The organism is Streptomyces sp. CB02009 (assembly GCF_001905825.1).
In the GTDB taxonomy this organism is placed as follows: domain Bacteria; phylum Actinomycetota; class Actinomycetes; order Streptomycetales; family Streptomycetaceae; genus Streptomyces.
In genome coordinates, this window is record NZ_LIVV01000009.1 from 188,099 (window position 1) to 208,358 (window position 20,260).

16 protein-coding genes and 1 tRNA gene are annotated in these 20,260 nt (G+C 73.7%); 7 read left to right on the top strand and 10 right to left on the bottom strand.

Annotated elements, in window-relative coordinates; all coding sequences use genetic code 11:
* Positions 1-111: 111 nt before the first annotated feature.
* Positions 112-1,197 (bottom strand): alpha/beta hydrolase family protein, encoded by a 1,086-nt coding sequence (locus AMK27_RS31550; protein ID WP_241847660.1) that lies wholly within the window; start codon positions 1,195-1,197, stop codon positions 112-114.
* Between the two features lie 186 nt (positions 1,198-1,383).
* Between AMK27_RS31550 and AMK27_RS31555 the strand changes: the two genes are divergently transcribed.
* Entirely contained in the window at positions 1,384-2,949 is a 1,566-nt protein-coding gene (locus AMK27_RS31555; protein WP_073915968.1) for an MFS transporter, read from the top strand.
* A 21-nt stretch (positions 2,950-2,970) separates the two neighbouring features.
* Here the strand turns inward: AMK27_RS31555 and AMK27_RS31560 are convergent, their stop codons facing one another.
* Together AMK27_RS31560 and AMK27_RS31565 are read right to left on the bottom strand one after the other, a co-directional pair.
* Positions 2,971-3,159 (bottom strand): DUF397 domain-containing protein, encoded by a 189-nt coding sequence (locus AMK27_RS31560; RefSeq protein ID WP_073915971.1) that lies wholly within the window; start codon positions 3,157-3,159, stop codon positions 2,971-2,973.
* On the bottom strand, positions 3,156-4,016 hold the full coding sequence (locus AMK27_RS31565; protein WP_073916575.1) for a helix-turn-helix domain-containing protein: 861 nt from the start codon (positions 4,014-4,016) through the stop codon (positions 3,156-3,158). Before AMK27_RS31565 ends, AMK27_RS31560 begins: the two co-directional genes overlap by 4 nt.
* A gap of 103 nt (positions 4,017-4,119) precedes the next feature.
* On the opposite strand from AMK27_RS31565, the gene AMK27_RS31570 reads away from it, so the two are divergent.
* Positions 4,120-4,599, top strand: coding sequence for an ATP-binding protein (locus tag AMK27_RS31570; protein ID WP_198955968.1), 480 nt, complete (start codon positions 4,120-4,122; stop codon positions 4,597-4,599).
* Positions 4,600-4,632: 33 nt separating this feature from the next.
* Here AMK27_RS31570 and AMK27_RS31575 read toward each other — a convergent pair whose 3' ends face one another.
* The 6 genes from AMK27_RS31575 to AMK27_RS31600 all read right to left on the bottom strand — a co-directional run bounded on the left by AMK27_RS31575 (position 4,633) and on the right by AMK27_RS31600 (position 14,608).
* Positions 4,633-6,951: an FG-GAP repeat domain-containing protein gene (locus AMK27_RS31575; RefSeq protein ID WP_241847661.1), complete on the bottom strand. Its 2,319-nt coding sequence runs from the start codon at positions 6,949-6,951 to the stop codon at positions 4,633-4,635.
* Positions 6,952-7,002: 51 nt separating this feature from the next.
* Entirely contained in the window at positions 7,003-9,240 is a 2,238-nt protein-coding gene (locus AMK27_RS31580; RefSeq protein ID WP_073915976.1) for an FG-GAP repeat domain-containing protein, read from the bottom strand.
* A 69-nt stretch (positions 9,241-9,309) separates the two neighbouring features.
* Positions 9,310-9,690: a VOC family protein gene (locus AMK27_RS31585; protein WP_073915978.1), complete on the bottom strand. Its 381-nt coding sequence runs from the start codon at positions 9,688-9,690 to the stop codon at positions 9,310-9,312.
* A gap of 211 nt (positions 9,691-9,901) precedes the next feature.
* Positions 9,902-10,780 carry a cellulose-binding protein gene (locus AMK27_RS31590; RefSeq protein WP_073915981.1) on the bottom strand — a complete coding sequence of 293 codons (879 nt, stop codon included), beginning with the start codon at positions 10,778-10,780 and terminating at the stop codon, positions 9,902-9,904.
* Between the two features lie 158 nt (positions 10,781-10,938).
* Positions 10,939-13,602 (bottom strand): SUKH-4 family immunity protein, encoded by a 2,664-nt coding sequence (locus AMK27_RS31595; RefSeq protein WP_073915983.1) that lies wholly within the window; start codon positions 13,600-13,602, stop codon positions 10,939-10,941.
* 7 nt (positions 13,603-13,609) lie between these two features.
* Positions 13,610-14,608, bottom strand: coding sequence for an SMI1/KNR4 family protein (locus AMK27_RS31600; protein ID WP_073916020.1), 999 nt, complete (start codon positions 14,606-14,608; stop codon positions 13,610-13,612).
* A 267-nt stretch (positions 14,609-14,875) separates the two neighbouring features.
* Between AMK27_RS31600 and AMK27_RS31605 the strand changes: the two genes are divergently transcribed.
* Both AMK27_RS31605 and AMK27_RS31610 read left to right on the top strand, forming a co-directional pair.
* Positions 14,876-15,391 carry a YwqJ-related putative deaminase gene (locus AMK27_RS31605; RefSeq protein WP_073916023.1) on the top strand — a complete coding sequence of 172 codons (516 nt, stop codon included), beginning with the start codon at positions 14,876-14,878 and terminating at the stop codon, positions 15,389-15,391.
* Positions 15,392-15,401: 10 nt separating this feature from the next.
* Entirely contained in the window at positions 15,402-15,893 is a 492-nt protein-coding gene (locus AMK27_RS31610) for an SUKH-3 domain-containing protein (RefSeq protein WP_073916026.1), read from the top strand.
* Here the strand turns inward: AMK27_RS31610 and AMK27_RS31615 are convergent.
* Positions 15,856-17,187 (bottom strand): sensor histidine kinase, encoded by a 1,332-nt coding sequence (locus tag AMK27_RS31615; protein WP_073916582.1) that lies wholly within the window; start codon positions 17,185-17,187, stop codon positions 15,856-15,858. The genes AMK27_RS31610 and AMK27_RS31615 overlap by 38 nt on opposite strands.
* Positions 17,188-17,318: 131 nt before the next feature.
* Between AMK27_RS31615 and AMK27_RS31620 the strand changes: the two genes are divergently transcribed.
* From AMK27_RS31620 to AMK27_RS31630, 3 genes are all read left to right on the top strand, one after another.
* Positions 17,319-17,390: transfer RNA gene (locus AMK27_RS31620), tRNA-Gln, on the top strand.
* 109 nt (positions 17,391-17,499) lie between these two features.
* Positions 17,500-18,945 (top strand): bifunctional UDP-N-acetylglucosamine diphosphorylase/glucosamine-1-phosphate N-acetyltransferase GlmU, encoded by a 1,446-nt coding sequence (gene glmU, locus AMK27_RS31625; RefSeq protein ID WP_073916029.1) that lies wholly within the window; start codon positions 17,500-17,502, stop codon positions 18,943-18,945.
* Positions 18,946-19,066: 121 nt separating this feature from the next.
* A complete protein-coding gene (locus AMK27_RS31630; RefSeq protein ID WP_030315367.1) occupies positions 19,067-20,041 on the top strand; it encodes a ribose-phosphate diphosphokinase in 975 nt (324 codons plus the stop codon).
* Positions 20,042-20,260 lie beyond the last annotated feature (219 nt).

Here is a 20,260-nt window from a genome sequence, read left to right on the forward strand (position 1 = left end):
GAACCCCCCGTCCCCCACCCCGGACGTACGCCCACCGCCACCCGACGCCTCCGACCTCGCCGTCAGCCGCACCGGACACGCAAAAGGGCCTCCACCCGAAGGTGGAGGCCCTCACTTCTGGGCGCCGCCGCCCGGCCGCGGCGGTGCGGCGGATCGCACCTCGGGGTGGTCCGCGATCGACGCGTCGAACCACGTGTGCGGAGCGTCGCGCAGGTGCTGGTCGAAGAAGGCGCGCAGACAGGTGCGGGTGATCGCCGTGGTGCGCAGCCCCGAGGTGGCCGCGCCGAGCGGCATGCCGAGCTGGTCGGCCAGCAGGCCGAGATCGGTGAAGGACGGGTGTCTGGCGCCCGCGACGACGAGCCAGCGCTTCCAGCCGGTCAGCAGGGCCCAGTCCCGGGCCCAGGTGTCCGCGGCGGGCCCGTCGCCGGGTGCGTACTGGCCGTCCCGGCCGAGGAACAGGAACGGGCGGTCCAGGCCGGTGTCCGGGATCAGGGAGTCGGTGCTGCCGTCCACGTCGGCGCCCGCGCGGATGCGCTCGTCCGCGACCATCGCCGCGAGCGTGGCCGCGCCGCCCGCGGAGTGTCCGGCCATGCCGATCCGGTCCGGGGCCAGCGCGGCCGCGCCGTCCCACGGCGGGTCGCCGCCGAGCAGCCGGTCCAGGACGAAGGAGACGTCGCGGGCGCGGCCGGTCTTCACCTTGCGCCAGAACTCGGGGGTGCGCGCGAACCCGTGGCCGAGGGCGAAGCCGACCACCCGGCCGTCGGGAAAGGCGGTGGCCGCCGTCTCGTGGGTGTGGTCGACGGCGACCGCGACATAGCCGTGGCTGGCCAGGTCCTCGCCGATCGAGGTGAGCGTGGCGCGGGGCCGGGTGAAGCCCGGCGAGAGGACGATCAGCGGCAGTCCGCTCAGCGCGGGGTCGGGCGGGGCGTCGGGGAAGGCGTGGGTGCGCACCGAGCTCAGCACGTCGGGGTCGACTCCCACGGACCGCCCGGCCAGGACTTCCGCCGCCACGGCCCGCGTCAGGTACCGGGCGCGCGGTCCGGACGGGCGCGCGGCCGGGTACCAGATCGTGATCATCAGCTCGCGCGTCGGCGCGTCCGCGACCCACGGGTCGGGGCGGGAGACGTCCTCGAGGTGCACCGACGTGGTGCCGACCGGATGCGACCCGGTCGGCGCGGGCAGGGCGGGTTCGGTCATGCGGTGCATCGTCGTCGTCCGCGCCCGCCCGCGCCATCGGGGAGATCCCCGAGGTGCGGGTCAGGGGCACGGATCTCCCGGAGGCACGCGGCGGGGAACGGAACGCCTCGGGGGCTTCCTCCACCTCGGGTACGGGTGAGACCCTGTCCAGCGAACATTTAGGTGTACGAAGAAAGGGTTCTTGCGGTGACCGAGTCCTCCACGACACCGGCGGGCACCCCCGCCGGAAAGGCCGGAGCCACCGCCTCCCCACCCGGCCCGCCGGCGCCCCACCGCCGCGGTCCCGTCGTGGCCGCCCTCATGCTCGGCATGGGCCTCGCCGCCATCGACGGCACGATCGTGTCCACGGCCGTCCCCCAGATCGTCGGCGACCTCGGCGGACTCGCCGTCTTCTCCTGGCTGTTCTCCGGCTACCTGCTCGCCGTCACGGTCACCCTGCCGGTGTACGGGAAGCTCAGCGACACCTTCGGCCGCAAGCCGGTCCTGATCGCCGGGGTCGTCCTCTTCCTCATCGGCTCCCTGCTGTGCGCGGCCGCCTGGAACATGGCCTCCCTCATCGCCTTCCGCGTCGTCCAGGGCCTCGGCGGCGGCGCGCTCCAGGGCACGATCCAGACCATCGCCGCCGACCTGTACCCGCTGAAGGAACGCCCCAAGATCCAGGCGAAGCTCTCCTCCGTGTGGGCCGCGTCCTCGGTCGCCGGCCCGGCGGCCGGCGGACTCCTCGCCGGGTACGCCGACTGGCGCTGGATCTTCCTGATCAACCTGCCGGTCGGGGCGGTGGCGCTGTGGCTGATCGTCAGGCACCTGAAGGAACCGGCCCGCACCGCGCCACGCGCGCGCGTACGCGTCGACTGGGCGGGCGCGCTCGCCGTCTTCGCCACCGGGGCCCTGCTCCTGACCGCACTGGTCCAGGGCGGCGTCGCCTGGCCCTGGCTGTCGGCCCCGTCCCTCGGACTGCTCGCCGGGTCGGCCGTCCTCGGCGCGGCGACCGTGGTCATCGAACGGCGCGCCGCCGAGCCGATCATCCCCGGCTGGGTCTGGCGCCGCCGCACGATATCCGCCGTCAACCTCGCGCTGGGCGCGCTGGGCCTGCTCATGGTCGCGCCGACGGTCTTCCTGCCGACGTACGCGCAGTCCGTCCTCGGCCTCGGGCCGATCGCGGCCGGGTTCGTCCTCTCGGTGATGACCCTGAGCTGGCCCATCAGCGCGGCGTTCTCGAACCGGATCTACGGCCGGATCGGCTTCCGCCTCACCGCCGTCATCGGCATCTCGCTGGCCTTGCTGCTGCTCCTGGCCTTCCCGTTCCTGCCGTTCCCCGGGGAGCCCTGGCAGCCCGCACTGATCATGCTGCTCCTGGGCGGGGCGCTCGGCCTCTTCCAACTGCCGCTGATCGTGGGCGTGCAGTCGACCGTCCCGTACGAGGAGAGGGGCACGACCACCGCGTCGGTCCTCTTCTGCCGCCAGGTCGGCCAGAGCGTGGGCGCGGCCCTGTTCGGCGCCGTGGCGAACGCCGTCCTGGCCGCCCGCCTGGGCGGCGGCGACCTCGACACCCTGGCCCGCGCGCTCGACGCACCCGGCTCCCTGACGGCCGGGGCGATGGACGGCCTGCGGCGCGCGGTCGACGCGGCGGTCGACTACGTCTTCGTGGGCGCGGCGGGCGCGGCGGCCCTGGCGCTCCTGGTCCTCCTCACCCTGGCGCCGCGCCGCTTCCCGGTCCTGGAGGAGGGGGAACGGCGCAGCGCGGAGGGCTGACGCGTACAGACGGCGGTTGTACTACTCCGCCGAGGCGAGCCCGACGAATCCGGCCCACGCCTCGCGCGAGACGTGGAGGGCCGGCCGGGAGACGTCCTTGGAGTCACGGACGTGGACGGCTCCCGCGCGGGTCGCGACCTCGATGCAGTCACCGCCGTCACCGCCGCTGTAACTGCTCTTGAACCAGGCGAGGGGTTCCGCGCTGTTCATAGCTCTCCCAACAGTTTCTCGATCAACTCCAGTGATTCTCGCGGGCTGAGAGCCTGCGACCGGATGATCCCATAGCGAGCGGCGGCAAGAACCGTCTGCTTGGGGTCGGTCTCCAGGGCACTGGTGCTCTGGGCTTCGGCGTAGACGAATCTCTTGCCGTCCTCACGCGTGACGACCGTGAACGGACCTTCCAGGCCCGCGTTGTCCTCGCAATCGAGCGGCATGACCTGGATCTCGACATTCCTTCGCCCTCCGACGAGGAGGAGCTGCTCCAGCTGACCGCGCAGCACCTCCTTGCCACCGACGTTGCGCCGCAGAACCGATTCGCACATGACGAAACTGAGGAAGGGCGCGGGTCGCCTCTCGAAGATGGCCTGTCGAGCCAACCGCGCGGTCACGCGCTGCTCGATGGTCTCGGCGTCGAGCGGCGGACGCCGGTTGCTCAGCACCGCTCGCATGTACTCCTCGGTCTGCAACAGTCCCTTGACCGCCAGCGTGTCGTACGCGAGCAGCTCTATCGCCTGCTTCTCCAGCTGCGCCATCCCCTGGAAGAACGCCGGATACTGCGCTCTCTCCAGTTGGTCCTTCCAGACCTTCAACAGGCCGTCCGCGCCCAGCACTTCATCCGACCGGTCGATCGCACGCGGCGGCGGAATCCGTCGCCCCTGCTCGAACGACGCGATGGTCGACGCCGAGTAGCCCAGCCGCTTGCCGAACTCCTCCCGCTCCATCCCCGCCCGCGTCCGCAGGGTCTTCAGACTCTGCCCGAACGCCGCCACCACGCCCTGCCCGGACTTGTCCGCCGTCTGGGCGCCCTCCGCCTCGTCGGCCCCGGGCTCCGCCTGCTCGTCCGCCACCGCGCCCCACCTCTCGTACCGGCACCGGCACCCCACGTACAAGCGGGTCGCGTCAGTGCGTCACCACTGGTCACGCTACGCCACCAAGAGGAGCTTGGAGGGCATGACGAGTGACAACCTCAGCCCCACGGACACCACCCAACTCGATGGTGTCTCACCTCACTTGGACCGGCGGGTCTTCGCCCTCCGCTTCACCTCGACCGCCCGGGGCGCCCGGCTCGCGCGGCGGCTCGTCGCCGTCCGGCTGGACGAGTGGGGTGTCGCGTACGGGACCGGCGCGCACGAGACCGTCGTTCTCGTCGCGGCCGAGCTGGCGACGAATGCCGTACGGCACGGGCACGTACCGGGTCGGGACTTCCACCTCTCCCTGCGCGTGGCCGTCGGGCTCGCCCGGGTCGAGGTGAGCGACACCCGTGCCGAGCGCGTACCGCCCCGGCCCGGGGAGCCCGACGGCCCCCGTCCGGAACTGAGCGACGGGGGCCGGGGACTCCTGCTCGTCGATGCGCTCGCCGAGCGCTGGGGCTGGTGCCCGAGGCCGGGGGCGCCGGGGAAGACGGTGTGGGCGGAGTGCGCCCTCCCCTGAGGAGCCCCCGGCCCGCTCCGCGGCCGGGTGCGGCTAGAAGGCGGTGTTGTAGGGGACCCCGCTCGTGAGGTCCGTCTTCACGCCGCCCTTGAGCGGGGCCTTCCAGTCGCCCGTACCGGCGTAGAGGGTGGTGCCGCCGGACGAGGCGATCAGGTCGGCCCGGCCGTCGCCGTTGGCGTCGCCGACACCCACGAGGTCCTTGAAGCCGCCCCAGCCGGCACCGATCCGGGTGCGGGCGGCGAAGGTGCCGTCGCCCTTGCCGAGGTACAGCCAGAGCACGCCGGTGCGGTCCCGGGCGAGGAGGTCTCCGGCGGGGCCGCCCGCGAGGTTCCCCACGGCGGCGACCTCGTTGTAGACGCCCCAGCCGCTGCCGACCCTCTTGCGGGCGGAGAAGGGGGTGGTGGCGTTCCCGGTGCCGGGGTAGAGCCACAGCACCCCGGCCTTGTCGGTGGCCACGACGTCGGCCCGGCCGTCGCCGGTGACGTCGCTGCCGGCCGCGATCCGGTCGTACGTCTGCCAGCCGCCGCCGATCCGGGTGCGGCCGGAGAGCGGCTCGTCCCGGTCGCCGGTGCCCTGGTAGAGCCAGAGGACGCCGGAACCGTCGCGGGCGAGGACGTCCGGCGCGGTCGTGCCCGCGATGTTCCCCGCGGCTTCGAGCCGGTCGTAGGACTGCCAGCCGCCGCCGACCCGCGTCCCGCTCGCGAGCTCGACGGAACCGCCGGCCGCGACGGGCCGGGTCCCGAACTCCCACAGGTCGCCGTTGACCTCGCGGACGAGGAGGTCGGCGGTGCCGTCGCCGTCGAAGTCGTGGGGCGCGGGGGGCCGGGTCACGGTGAACCGGCCGGAGAGCTTCTGCCGGACCCCGATGCCGTCGTCAGGGGTGGCGGTGATCTCCCACTCGTACTCGCCGGCACGGGCCGGGCTCGACATCCCGGCGGGGCGCTCCGGGTCCTTGCCGTCCCAGTGCCAGTCGATCCGGCGGGGGTCCGCCGCTCCGGCGGGCCACTCCTGCACGAGCGACTGCCCGCTGCGGACGTGCTTCAGGGCGACCCGTACGGCGACGTCGCCCCGGGACAGGTTCCAGCTGAAGTCGACCCCGCCCGCGAGCTGGTCGCCGGAGAGCGTCTTCGGGACGGTGGAGCCGCTGGTGAGGGTCGGGAGGGTCGCCTGCCCCGTGGAAGCGACCAGTTCCACGGCCGGTCGGCCGCCGTCGGCACGCGGTGAGATCCGGTAGAGGCCCTCGCCGTGCTCGGGCGTGCCACCGCGCACCAGCAGCGAGCCGCCGGGACCGGCGACGGCGGAGGAGAACGCGGTGAGGACGGCCGTCTTCTCGCGGGTCTCGATGGACTGGAGGGTGAACGGCCGCACCGTGCCGGCGGGCGCGTCGCCGGGGGCGGACCCGTCGATGTGGGCCTTCTGGCCGGACGCGATCCAACTGCCGACCAGGTAAAGGGGGTCCGTCACCTCGGCTTCGGCGTCGGGGATCCACTGTTCCCGGGCCTCGCCCCGGCGGTGGACGACGATCCCGTCGCCCCCGAGCCGTCCCTCCCGCCAGGCCACGTGCGTCGCGGAGACGGAGCCGTCGAAGGCCCACTCGTCATTGCTCTGGACGTACCAGGAGTCCGTTCCCGAGGCGAGGTCGACGAGGATCTTGGACCGCATCTGCGGCGCGTCCCCGAGTCGGCAGTCGTAGAGCGCGGAGCCCGCGACGGTCCAGACGCCGTCGCCGTCCTGGCAGTCGATCTGGACCCCTCCGACCAGCTTGCGGATCGTCGGCGTGCCCCCGGCGAGCGTCGCGGCGTCGAGCGTGGTGGCGTACTGCACCCCGCTGCCGTTCTCGTATCGCTCGAGCAGGAGTGTGTCGCCGGCCAGGCCGGCGAAGCTGTAGTCGCCGAGGGCGTCGAAGTCGATCTCCACCGGCGTCGCTGCGGGCTTCGACATGTCGTAGACCCGGAGCAGCGAACTGACGGTCATCAGGCCCCGGTCCCCGGTCACCACGAGGTCCGAGCCGCCCCCGGCGGCGGAGGCACCCTCCAGGACGACCGACGAGCCGTCGGCGTACCAGGTCCAGCGGAACTCCGGCGTGCCGCCGCGGGTCTGCGACAGGAAGCCGCTCGGTCCCGCGCCGACGATGTCCGCGTTGCGCGGGAAGGCGACGGGAGCCTGCTGGTCCTCCTGCGCGGCCCCCGGCCCGGCGGGCGCGGCCGTCGCCTGGAGCGTGGTGAGCGCACCGCCCGTGGCGGCGAGGACGATGGTGACGGCGACGGCCGCGAGACGGCGGTCGCGCGGATAGGGGTGGTTCACGTACGGGTACTTTCCGTGGATGGCGAAGGAGCCGGTGCCGGTGCGCACCGGCACCGGTCCGCGCGTGCGCGCGGACCGGGATGCGGAACGGGTGGCGGGTCAGAAGACGCGGTCGGTGCCCAGCGTCGTGTACTCGCGCTCGGGGCCGGCTCTGAAGGGAGCCTTCCAGTCACCGGAGCCCAGGTAGTAGGAGACGACGGACCCGGCGCGGGCGAGGAGGTCCTGGCGGCCGTCGAAGTTCACGTCGCCGATCGCGACGGTCTCCTCGAACCCGCCCCAGCCGCCGCCGACCCGCGTACGCGGCGCGAAGGTCCCGTCGCCCTTGCCGAGGTACAGCCAGAGGACACCGGCCCTGTCCCGGGCGAGGAGGTCGCCGGCGGGGCCTCCGGCGAGGTTCCCGGTGGCGGTCACGTCGTTGTAGATCCCCCAGCCGCCGCCGACCCGCTTCCGCGCGCCGAACGGGGCCGTGGCGTTCCCGGTGCCCGGGTAGGCCCACAGGACGCCGGCCCGGTCGGTGGCGACGAGGTCGGCCCGGCCGTCGCCGGTGACGTCGCTGCCGCCCGCCAGGAGGTCGTACGTGTTCCAGCCGCCGCCGACCCGTACAGGGTCGAGGAGCGGCCGATGCCGGTCGCCGGAGCCCCGGTGCAGCCAGAGCACGCCGCTCGCGTCACGGGCCACGAGGTCGGCGACGGGAGCACCCGTGAGGTCGCCCGAGGACTCGACCCGGTCGTAGGCGTACCCGGCGATGGCCCGCTTCTCGCGGAGAGCGGGCCCTGTCCCGTCCGTGCCCGGGACGATGTCGACGGACGTGAACGTTCCGCCGCCCGGCTTCCGCGCGAACAGCTCGGGCGCGCCGTTGCCGTCGTAGTCGTGCAGGCCGGGAGCACGGCGGACGGTGAACGTGCCCGAGGCACGGACCGGTTCACCGACCCCGTCGCGCGGCTTCGCCTCGAACGTCCAGGTGTACGTGCCGCCCGGGGCGGGGCGCCCCGGGGCGACGAGGTCCTCGCCGTTCCAGTGGAAGCCGACGGCGTCGTCCCCCATGGCCTTCAGGCCCCTGAACTCGACCGAATCGACGCGCCCGCTGCCCGTCCTGCGGGTGATCGTGACGTTCGCGTGCGCGTCCTGCCGGGACAGGCGCCAGCGGAGGTCGACGCCGTCCTGACGGTCGAGGTCGATCGTGGCGGGGATGTCGGCGCCGCCGAACACGAGGGCGGTCGGCTCGCCGGTGGTGGCGACGAGTTCGGCGACCGGGGCGCCCTCCGCTCCGGCCGTGACGCGGTAGAGCCCCTCACCGTGCGCGATCGTCCCGCCCCTGACCAGCAGGGAGCCGTCCGGGCCGGGTGCCAGCGTTTTCACGCGGTCGAGGATCCGCACGCTGCTGCCGCTGCCGTCGGCACGTTCCGCGAGCAACGGGGACCAGTTCTCGCCGGCCGCGCTGGAGACCAGCCAGTCCCCGACCAGACCGTACTTGTAGTAACTGGGCACGGTGGTGAGCCGCATGCTGTCGGAGCCGCGGCGACCGACGGCCAGGTGCGTGAGGTCCGGGCCGCTCCAGGCGACATGCGATGCCGACAGGGCCCCCGACAGACGATGGTCCAGGCCGGCGCGCACCGGAACGGCGTCGGTGACCGTGGCGGACGCGAGGTCCAGGACCGCCCGGGTGGAGCGGCGGGCGTCCACCGGTCCCGCCGACACGTACAGCAGGGCGGATCCGGACATGGTGCCGCCCTGCTGCACGACGGTGAAGCCGGCCTGGTCGCCGGGCAGCCCGGTGATCACCCGCTCCTGCGGGCGCCCCGGGCCGGGGACGAGCAGCCGGCCATCGACGGTGCCGTCCGCCTTCCGCACGGCGACGACGAGCGTGCCGTCTACGACACCCACGTAGTCGTAGGCCGCGCCGTCCTTCTCCAGCGAGGCGAGGTCGACGACGTACGGCTGCGCCCCGGCGGCCAGGTCGCGGACCGTGAGCACCCGGGACGCCAGGAGGCTGTTCGCGTGGTCGCCTCTCACGAGGACGTCCGAGGAGACGGCGTACGCGCCCGTGCCCGTGTGCAGGCCCTCGATCACCGGCGTCGTGACGCCGTCCGCGTACCGGGTCCAGCTGACCGTGCGCGTCTGCGGGGTGCGGGTGAAGAAGCCGGCGCTGCCGCCGCCGATGACGTCCACGTACCCCTTCGGGTACGGCGCGATCGTCTGCTGGTCCTCCTGCGCGGCCCCCGGCCCGGCGGGCGCGGCCGTCGCCTGGAGCGTGGTGAGCGCACCGCCCGTGGCGGCGAGGACGATGGTGACGGCGACGGCCGCGAGACGGCGGCCGCGCGTGCGTGTGCTGTTCAAGTGGATCTTCCCTCCCCTGGGAAACGGGAGGTTATCCGATGGGTGAAGTCCGGCCGCCACCGGTCTTCGTCAGACGCCCGCCCGCTTCCGCGGGGAGATGCAGAACGGGTGCCCCGCCGGGTCCAGCACCACCCGCCACAGGTCGGGCCGCGGCTGCGCCTCCGGCACGGTGGCGCCCCACGCCACGAGCAGGGCCACCGCCTCGTCCAGGTCGTCGACGTCGAAGTCCAGGTGCAGCTGCTGCGGCACGTCCTGGCCGGGCCAGGTCGGCGGGCGGTAGCCGTCGACCCGCTGGAAGCCGAGGAGCAGTCCGTGCTCACCGCCGCCGACCCCGGCGAACTCCCCGTCCGAACGCTCGTGGAGCGGCATCCCGGTGGCCCGGTGGTAGAACCCGGCGAGGGCCAGGGGGTCGGCGCAGTCGAGATTCACGGCGGTGGGTCGCATCAACATGTGCGGGATTCTAGGCAGTTGGGCCGCGCGGGGCGGGGCGCTTCGGGGGCGCGGGGGTGGGGTGGGTCAGGGGCGGGCGCGGGGGTGGGCCGGGGGACGGGCGCGGGCCGGGCCGGGCCGGGCCGGGGGACGGGCGCGGCTCCGGCTGCCCGTCGGCGCCGCTACTCCCCGTCCCCGCCGGCGTCGCTACTCCCCGTCCCCGCCGGCGTCGCTACTCCTCGTCCTCGCCCGTCGTCCCCGCGCGGCCCGTCAGTGCCGCCAGTGAGTCGCGGATGTGGTCCATGTGGCCGTGGATCTCGTCCCGGGCCTCCTCGTGCTCCCGCAGCACCCGCTCGGTCTCGCGCTCGACCCGCTCCGCCCTCATCCGGGCCTCCGCGAGCAGCCCGCCCGCGCGCGCCTCCGCGTCCTCCTGGCCGTGCCGGGCCTGCTCCTCGGTCTGCGCCAGGGTCCGCTGCGCCTCCGCGAGCCTCGCCTCCGCCGCAGCGGTCAGCTCCCCGTGGTGGGCGTCCAGGGCGGCCGCCCGGCCCTGCGCCGTACGGTCCGCCTCCTCCCGTACGGCCTTCTGCTCCGCGTCCTGCTCGGCGAGGAGGTCCGCCGCGCGCCGCTCGGTCTCCTCGAAGGCCTCCCGCGCCCCGGTCAGCCGCTCCTCCGCCTCGCGCCGCGCCTCCGTCGTGAGCTCCTCGGCCCGCGCCCGCGCCGTCGCCAGGGTCGCGCCCGCCGCCGCGTCGGCCGCCGCCCGGACGCCCTCCGCGTAGGCCCGCGCGGCCTCCGCCGCCTCCCGGCCCGCCTCCTCGGCCGCCTCCGCGAGGGACTGCGCCGCCGCCTCCGCGGCCCGTACGAGCGTCTCGTCCTCCAGCTCCGCCAGCTCCAGGATCTTCCCCGCCCGGTCGCCGAGGGTCTCGTACCGGTGCGGCACCAACGCCTCGACGGCCGCGCGCAGCCGCGCCGCCTCGGTCTCCATCTCCTTCGCGAGGACGGTGAGCCGCGCGGCCCGCTCCCAGGCGCCGTCGCGGTCCTGGGAGAGCGCGGCGAGATGGCGGTCGACCTGCTCGGGCCGGTACCCGCGCCCCCGTCCGACAGCGAAACTCATCCCTGGCGCCCCTTCCCTGTGCCCGACCCGAACGTCCAGGATGCTGCATCAGAACGGACAAAAGACGCCCAACGTGCATACACGTCGAGCGCCTTTCATCACATTCTGTCCAGCAGAGTCTGTCCAGCGGCGTCGGCGGGAAAACCCGCCCCCACCTTCTACAGAAGCCCGTCCCACATCTGCTCGAGCAGCACCGACCACCAGTTCTCCGGCGACGACAGCGCCGCCGGGTCCAGCATCGCCAGCTGCGCCTGGAAGTCGACCGTCCAGCGGCCCGCCTGCTCCGGGTTCAGCCCGAACCGCAGCCGCCACATCCGGCCGAGCAGCGCCATCGCACGCGTGAACTCCGGCAGCCCGGTGTTCACGAACTGCGGCGGCACCGGCTGCCCGCCGGGACCGGCCTCCACCGGCACCGCCACGATGTGCGCGGTCCCGTACTGGACGCAGATCGCCCGGCCGAAGTCCGAACCGAGCACCAGGTACGAGCTCGCGTCCGGCGCGGCCTGGACCTGCCGCTGCGCCGCGAGCTCCGCCAGCGTCGGCACCACCGGCACCGCGGGCTGCGCCCAGAAGAACGGCCCGAAGTCCGCCGGCAGACCCGCCCACACCAGCGTGCGCGCCACCAGTTCCGGCACGCCCTGCCGCGACACCGCGCGCTGGTCGAAGCGGAGGATGCCGGGACCGAACGCCCCGGCCAGCTCCTGCGCGATCGCCTCCGGCGGAACCGGCGGCGCCGGCTGCACCTGCGGCAGCGGCGCCCGCACCGGCGCCGGCCGCGCGGGACCGTCCGCGACCTGGTGCAACTCACCCTGATGGGTCAGGAGTTGCTGCATGCCCTGCTGACGGCCCGCGTGATCACGACCGTACGGGGCGATGCTGGTGATCCGCGCCTGCGGCCAGGTCTCCCGGATCATCCGCGCGCAGTAACCACCCGGCAGCTCGCAGGACTCCAGCTCCGTGTGCAGTTCCAGCACCTGCTGCGGCGGCACGTTCATCGCGCGCAGCTCGTGCAGGATCTGCCACTCCGGATGCGGGGTGCCCGGCGCCGAACGCCGGATGATCTGCGCCTCCGACCCGTCGGGCGCGCGATAGCGCAGCACCGCCTGGTAGCCGGGACCGACCGTCGGCTGACCCGCCGGATGCGGATAGCCGTACGCGGGAGGTACGGCCCCGGGCACGGGACCAGGACCCGGACCCGGTACGGGACCCGGTGCGGGCGGCGGTGCGTGACCGCCGTGCAGCGGCGGCGGCGGAGCCGGCGGCCCCGGGGGCTGCGGCGCCGCCGGACCGGCCGGACCCGGGTGGGCCAGCATCGTCGCGGCGTGCTCCAGACCGCCCGCGGGCGTGCCGGGCACACCCGGCGGCGGGGGCGGCGGCGGAGGCGCGCCCGGACCGCCCTGGTTCGGGTGCGCCAGCATCGTCGCCGCGTGGTGCACGGGCTGCGGCGGCGTCGGCGGACCGGGCGGGGCCGGGGCGGGCGGCGGACCGGGCGGACCCGGCTGCGCGGGCGGCCTGGGCCCCTCGGGACCAAGCTGCGACACCAGCTGGGTGGGGATGTACGCACCCGCACCCGACGAACCGCCGGGGACGCCCGGCGCTCCCGGCGGCGGCGGGGGCGCCGCCGGTCCGCGCCCGCTCTTCGGCGGCAGCGCGGCCTTGCTGGTCGCCTCGTCCGCGATGTCACGGGCACCCGGCGCCGAGGGCGCGGGCGCGGGGGGCGGCGGCGTGCCGGGACCCGCGGCCTGCGGAGGCGCGGGAGCGTGCGGCGCGGACGGCGGGGTCGGCGCGGCACCGCCCGGCGGCGGCGCGGCCGGGTCGAGCCGGGGCGCCACGGCGGTCGGCGGCAGCGCGCTGCCGCCCTTCATCAGAGCGGTCGGCGCGTCGGCACCCACCTGCGGCGGCGGGGTGTCCTCGTCGTCCGTCCCCGACAGCGCGGGCGCGAACACGGTCGCGGGCAGCGGCACCGCGCCGTCCGCGCCACCGGAACTCGCGTTGGCATCGGCCCACGGGCTCGGCGCGGGCGGCGGAGTCGGCGCGGGACCGGGCGCCGGCCCGGACGCGGGCGGAGCCGGGGGCGCGGCCGGCGGCGCGACCGGCGCGGCGGGGGCCGCAGCGGCAGCGGTCACCGGAGCCTGGGCCGCCGGAGCCGCGGGGGCCGGAGCATGGGCCGCGGGAGCGGGAGCCGGAGCCTGGGCCGCGGAGGCCGGAGCCACACCCGCGCCCACACCCGCGCCCACACCCGGCGTCCCCGCCGGAACCCCGTCCATCGCGGTCGGCTCGTACGCGAGGCCACCCGCCACCGCGGACACCCCCGCACCCTCCGACGCGGAGGAAGAGGAGGCGACCGAGGCCGAGGGCCCCGTCTCCGCCGCCGCCACCGGCTCCGACGCGTCGTCCTCGGACGCCTCCGGGATCCCGCTCTCCTGCGAGGCGTTCGGCTGCTTCGGCAGCCCGATCCGGTCCGCCGCGTCCTGCAGCCACTCCGGCGGACTCAGCAGGAACGACGTCTGGTTCAGATCGATCCGCGCCGCCGGCACGGCCGCCTGCGCCGGAACGTCCTCCGACGTCCCGTACTCCTCCTCGTACCGGCGGATCACCTCACCCACCGGCAGCCCCGGCCACAGCGTCGCCTCACCGCTGTCCCGGGCGATCACCAGCCGCTGGCGCCCGCCGTCCGACGTCGGACCGCCCTCGCGGTCCTCCGCCCACACCACGAACCCCAGCTCGAACTCCCGCACCCGCACCTCACGGTGCTGATACGCCGGCAGGTCGCCGTTGATCCATTCCTCGGCGCGCTCCTGCGCCTGCGCGAACGTCACCACAGCCCACTCACTCCCCCACCGGGACGACCGGCACCGCACGCGCGAAGCCACCGTCCACCATCAGGTTCGCCACCGTCTCCAGCTCCGGCGGATTGCCCGCGAGCCGCTGCAGAAACGCGTCGAAGTCCGCACCACAGGGCAGCAGCAGCCGCTCCACCCGCTCACCCACCGACCAGCCCGCCGCGACCTCGCCGGAGTCCCGGGCGTCGTCGTACGCGCAGAACCACACCGAACCGACCCCCTCACCCCGCACCTTCAGCGCGACCAGACCGCCCTGGACGAACGCCACGCCCAGATAGTCCTTGGTCAGATGGTCACGGAGGCACTTGTTGACGTAGACGAGGTCGTTGACCCCCGCCTCCTCCCGCACCGTGAAGAACGGCTGGTCGACCAGGAGCCCCAGCTCCGCGTCGAGCGCCGCACCCACCGGGGCGCACCCGCCGGCCGCCCGCAGGAACGAGCGGTACGCGCCCGGAAGCCGGTAGCCGAGATCCTCCTCGACACCCTGCAACTGCTGCTCCGACACCGACACCAGGCCCTTCGGCAGCCCGAAGTGCGCCGGCCGGGTCTCCTGCAGCGGACGCGTGCCCCGCTTCATGTGGTCGACGGCGGCCGTCGCCACCCCGCCGTGATGGCGCAGCAGCGCCTTCACCTCGACCGGGACCAGCTCCATCCGACGACTGCGGGCCACGTGGTGCCAGGTCCAGCCGTGCGGCGTCGCCACCGACGGGATCGTGTCCCACAGCTCATGACCGGTCGCCGCCATCGCCGCGTTCGCCGACACGTAGTCCGTGAGCCGCAGCTCGTCGACGCCGAAACCCTCCGGCGGTTCGGCGATCTCCGCCGCCGCGCGCGCGTACGGCGAGAAGTCCGGATGCCCGAACTCGTCCACCCGCACCCCTCGCGGATGCCGGGAGGCCCGGACCGGGTCCGGGAAGTGCACGACCTGCCCGGCATAGGCGGCGTTCGGTGGCGCGGTGTCCTGCCCGAGCCGACCTGTCGTCATGGCGGTTGCCCCCTGCACTGGCGTCGCTGACTGCTACTACCCGCAGCCGCTGGCTGCTCCTGACTGATGCCGCACAGCCTATGCGCTGGCACAAGAGCCCGAACCGGCCCGATCCGACGGTCACCAACTGTCACGACGCCATGACAGGTGCACCATGATTCCGACACACCGAAGCGGCGTTTCAGCGCCCCAGCTTCCCCATATGGCTCCCTATTTGGCAGGCTGTCCACGCAACTCGGGGGATTGCAGGAGGGGAAGACCAGCACCATGCACGCAGCACCGACACCCACACAGGGTGACCCACGCCTCAACTGGAGCAGCAGCGCCGACACCACGCGCGCGCCGTTACTGCGTCAGCGCCGCGACGGCATCCTCCCCACCGTCGGGGCCGCGCTCTCCGTCCGCGGCGAGACGACCCTCACGTGCACCGCCGGCCGCGGCGACCGGCCGCCCGCCCTGCACGCACTCGTCCAGGACTTCCTGGACACCCTCACCAGCGGCCAGCGCGAACGCTTCACCGGACGCTGTCCCGAGGCGATCCTGCTCTCCCGGCACCTCACCGCCACCGAGAACGCCCGCTCCAAGCGCGCCCAGCGCAAACCGCTCACCCCCGGCGAGGCCCGCCGCTCCCTCAAACACGCCAAGCTCACCGCACGGCACATCCGCGAGGACGGCGACCCCCTGCACGGCGGCTACGCCGCACCCTGCCGCTCCTGTACGGCGATGCTCGCCCACTTCGGCGTCCGCACCGTCGACCCCACCACGCCTGTCGAGAACGGCTGACCGCACGCTCATGCCCGACCACCACAGCACCACCCGGTTCCCGGTCAACGTCGACGCCGCCCTCCGCGAGGCCGGCTGGCAGCCCGGCCGCTGGGACATCAAGCTCGCCGAGGAATGGGCCGACACCCTGCGCGCCCACCTCTCCCCCGCGGGCCACCGGCACAGCGTCTTCCCCGCCGTCGTCGAGGCCTGGGCCGAGTTCGGCGGCCTGCGGATCAGCGCACCCGGCCACGGACGCCAGATAGCGCCCGCCGCCGTCCGCTTCGACCCGCTCGCCGGACTCCACCTCTCCCGCACCCTCGGGGACCTCGGCCGCGCCCTGGACACGGAGCTCGCGCCGCTCGGCGAGGAGGGCGACCACCAGGCGATCCTCGCCATGGACATGGAGGGACGGGTCTACAGCCTCGACCACGCGGGCGACTGGTACCTCGGCAAGGACATCGACACGGCGCTCTCGACCCTCGTCACGGGCGCGCAGCCGACCCGCCTGACGGCGGGCTGACCGTCGGCAGCACCGCCGACACCTTGAAACCGCCCGCGTCGGTCGCCCCGGAGACGAACACCCCGCCGAGCCGCAGCACGCGCTCCCGCATGCCGACGAGCCCGTTCCCGCCGCTCGGCAGCCGAACGTCGGCGACGCCCGCGTCCGTGGGACACGGGCCGTTCTCCACCTGCATCGCGACCTCGGCCTCCCGGTGCGCGAGCCGCACCACGACCGCGGCGCCCGCCGCGTGCTTGTGGACGTTGGTCAGCGCCTCCTGCACCACGCGGTACGCCGTGCGCTCCACCTCCGGCGGATAGGCCCGCGCGTCACCGACGACGACCAGCTCCACCACCGCCCCGGCCAGCCGGGACTGCTCGCACAGCCCCTCCAGCGCCTCCAGGGACGGCCCGTCCTCGGCGGCGGCCACCGCCGCGGCCGCGGCGGCCCGCCCGACGGCCGCCAACGGCACCGGAGCGGGGGCCGGCGGAGCGGCCCCCTCCCGCAGCACCCCCAGCATCTCCCGCAGCTCGGTCAACGCCTGCCGCCCCATGTCCCCCACCAGGGCGGCGTTGCGCACGGCCTTCTGCGGATCCTTCAACGCCACCGCCTGCAGCGCCGCCGCGTGCACCACCATCAGCGACACCCGGTGCGCCACCACGTCGTGCATCTCACGGGCGATCCGGGTCCGCTCCTCCTGCCGCGCCCACTGCGCCCGCTGCTCCGCCCGGTCCGCGAGGAGCGACAGCTCCTGCTCCAGGCTGTCCGCCCGCTCCCGCAGACTCTCCATGAGCCGGCGGCGCGCCCCTATGTAGAGGCCGAAGAGCAGCGGCGGCGCGTTGAGCCCGAGGGTCATGAAGAGCGAGACGACGGGCACGTACCAGCCGCTCGGGTCGATCTCGGCCCGGGCGACGTCCTGCCGCATCCGGACCGCGGTCACGACGAACACGGCGACCGTCGAGAGGCCGGCGAGCAGGGCGGTGATCCGGCGGGGCACCTCGGAGGCGGCGAGCGAGTACAGCCCGACGATCCCCATGAGGAAGCCCATCTCGGCGGGCGTCACGGCGATCGAGACGAGGACGACGCCGATGGGCCACCGCCGGCGGACGAGCAGCACGGACCCGACGAGGAACCCGAACAGCACCCCGAGGGGCAGGGGCAGCGAGGCCTCCTCGGCGAACCGCCCCCCTTCGAACGCGCACTCGACGGCGGACACGAGGGCGAGCCCCCCGTCGAGCACGGCACTCCGCCGTCTCCCCCACCACCACCAGCTCCCGACGCCCACGGCGTCCCGGTCTGCCCCCGTTGCGGTCATACCCACCACCCTACGGGCGAGCCCCGGCGGCGCCGCGGCGAACACCGTCGCGTCGAAGCCGCTCGGTACGGCATAGTGGAGGCCGCCGGGGCAGGAGACCGACGCTTTGTCCGTTTCAACCCTGTACGCCATCCCCTGTGGTGTAATTGGCAGCACTGAGGCTTTTGGTGCCTTATGTCCGGGTTCGAGTCCTGGCGGGGGAGCTTCTTCATCCGGGTCCTGACCACCACGGTCAGGACCCGCGCTCATGTCCGCCCCCTTGCCCCCCGGTATCCTTCGTGCGTCCACCACCCAAAGCCGAAGGGCATTCCCGTGAGCGCCAATCGCCCGGCAGCCGTCGTCGTCCTCGCAGCGGGTGAGGGCACCCGCATGAAGTCGAAGACCCCCAAGGTCCTCCACGACATCGCCGGGCGCTCGCTCGTCGGGCATGTCGTCTCCGCCGCCCGGGAGTTGCAGCCCGAGCACCTCGTCGTGGTCGTCGGGCACGCCCGCGAGCTGGTGAAGGGGCACCTGGAGGAGCACTACGCCGGGACCCGCACCGCCGTCCAGGAGGAGCAGAACGGCACCGGGCACGCGGTGCGGATGGCCCTGGAGGAGCTCGGGCAGGCGCCCGAGGGGACCGTGGTCGTCGTCTGCGGCGACACCCCGCTGCTGTCCGGCGAGACGCTGCGCGCCCTCGCCGACACCCACGCCGCCGACGGCAACGCCGTCACCGTGCTGAGCGCCGAGGTCCCGGACTCCACCGGGTACGGGCGGATCGTGCGGGACGCGACCGGGGCCGTGACCGAGATCGTCGAGCACAAGGACGCCACCGACGGGCAGCGGGCGATCCGGGAGATCAACTCCGGCGTGTTCGCCTTCGACGGGCAGCTGCTCGCCGACGCCCTCGGCAAGGTCCGGACGGACAACAGCCAGGGCGAGGAGTACCTCACCGACGTGCTGAGCATCCTGCGCGAGGCCGGGCACCGCGTCGGCGCCTCCGTCGCCGGCGACCACCGCGAGATCCTCGGGATCAACAACCGGGTGCAGCTCGCCGAGGCCCGCGCCCTGCTGAACCAGCGGCTGATCGAGCGGGCCATGCTCGCCGGTGTGACCGTGGTCGACCCCGCGTCCGTGTTCGTGGACGTGACCGTGACCTTCGAGCCCGACGCCGTCCTCCTGCCCGGTACGCAGCTCCTGGGGGCGACGCACATCGGCGAGGACGCCGTGGTCGGCCCGAACACGCGCCTGAAGGACACCCGCGTGGAGAAGGGCGCCCGGGTGGACAACGCCGTCGCCGACTCCGCCGTCATCGGCGAGGGCGCCTCCGTGGGGCCGTTCGCGTACCTCCGTCCGGGCACGAACCTCGGCCGGAAGTCGAAGGCCGGCACGTACGTCGAGATGAAGAACTCGACGATCGGCGAGGGCACCAAGGTCCCCCATCTGTCGTACGTGGGCGACGCCACGATCGGCGAGTACACGAACATCGGCGCGGCGAGCGTCTTCGTGAACTACGACGGGGAGGCGAAGCACCACACCACGATCGGGTCGCACTGCCGGACCGGGTCGGACAACATGTTTGTGGCTCCCATCACGATCGGGGACGGCGCGTACACCGCCGCGGGGTCCGTGATCACGAAGGACGTGCCGGCCGGCTCGCTCGCCGTCGCCCGGGGCCAGCAGCGGAATATCGAGGGTTGGGTGGCCCGGAAGCGTCCCGGCAGCGCTGCCGCGCAGGCCGCTCAGGCCGCCTCGGAGGACTCCGCCGGCGAAAGCTGACCGGAAACGGGTACGTCGAACTCGGCGTACCGTGATACGTGCACACAAATTCGGCTGGCTCGCACACGCGCACGACAGCTCGTGGAACGCGGCCAGACAACACGTCTGAGGAGACAGTGCTGTGACCGGGATCAAGACGACCGGCGAGAAGAAGCTGATGCTCTTCTCCGGCCGCGCCCACCCCGAGCTGGCCGAGGAGGTCGCGCACCAGCTGGGCGTCGGCCTCGTTCCGACCAAGGCGTTCGACTTCGCCAACGGTGAGATCTACGTCCGCTTCCAGGAGTCGGCCCGTGGCGCGGACTGCTTCCTGATCCAGAGCCACACGGCTCCGATCAACAAGTGGATCATGGAGCAGCTGATCATGATCGATGCTCTGAAGCGGGCCTCGGCCCGGAGCATCACCGTGATCATCCCGTCGTACGGCTACGCCCGTCAGGACAAGAAGCACCGCGGCCGCGAGCCGATCTCGGCGCGTCTGGTCGCGGACATGCTGAAGACGGCCGGTGCGGACCGCATCCTGACGGTCGACCTGCACACGGACCAGATCCAGGGCTTCTTCGACGGCCCGGTGGACCACCTGTCGGCGCTGCCGGTGCTCGCGGACTACGTGGGTGCGAAGGTCGACCGCTCCAAGCTGACGATCGTCTCCCCTGACGCGGGCCGCGTGCGGGTCGCCGACCGCTGGTGCGACCGCCTGGACGCGCCGCTGGCGATCGTGCACAAGCGCCGTGACAAGGACGTCGCCAACCAGGTCACCGTGCACGAGGTCGTCGGTGACGTGAAGGGCCGCGTCTGCGTCCTGGTGGACGACATGGTCGACACCGGCGGCACGATCTGCGCCGCGGCGGACGCCCTGTTCGCGCACGGCGCGGAGGACGTCATCGTGACGGCCACGCACGGCATCCTGTCGGGTCCTGCGGCCGACCGCCTGAAGAACTCCAAGGTGAGCGAGTTCGTGTTCACGGACACGCTGCCGGTGCCGGGCGCGCTGGAGCTGGACAAGATCACGGTGCTGTCGATCGCGCCGACGATCGCGCGCGCGGTGCGCGAGGTGTTCGAGGACGGTTCGGTGACGAGCCTCTTCGAAGAGCACTGAGAAGAGCACTGAGGAGCACTGAGCCTCGGCTGTACTGCTGGTGTGAGGGCCGTTTCCCCGTTCGTGGGAGCGGCCCTCCGCCGTGTCCCCGGGGCCCGGGGTGATCGAATTGGGTGGTGGGGCGGCGGGCCGGTAGACTGCCGTAGTTGCTCGGCGAGGGAGGCCGTACCCGTACGGATGTACAGGGTCACGGCGGTCCGTTATCGACGCGCTCTTCGT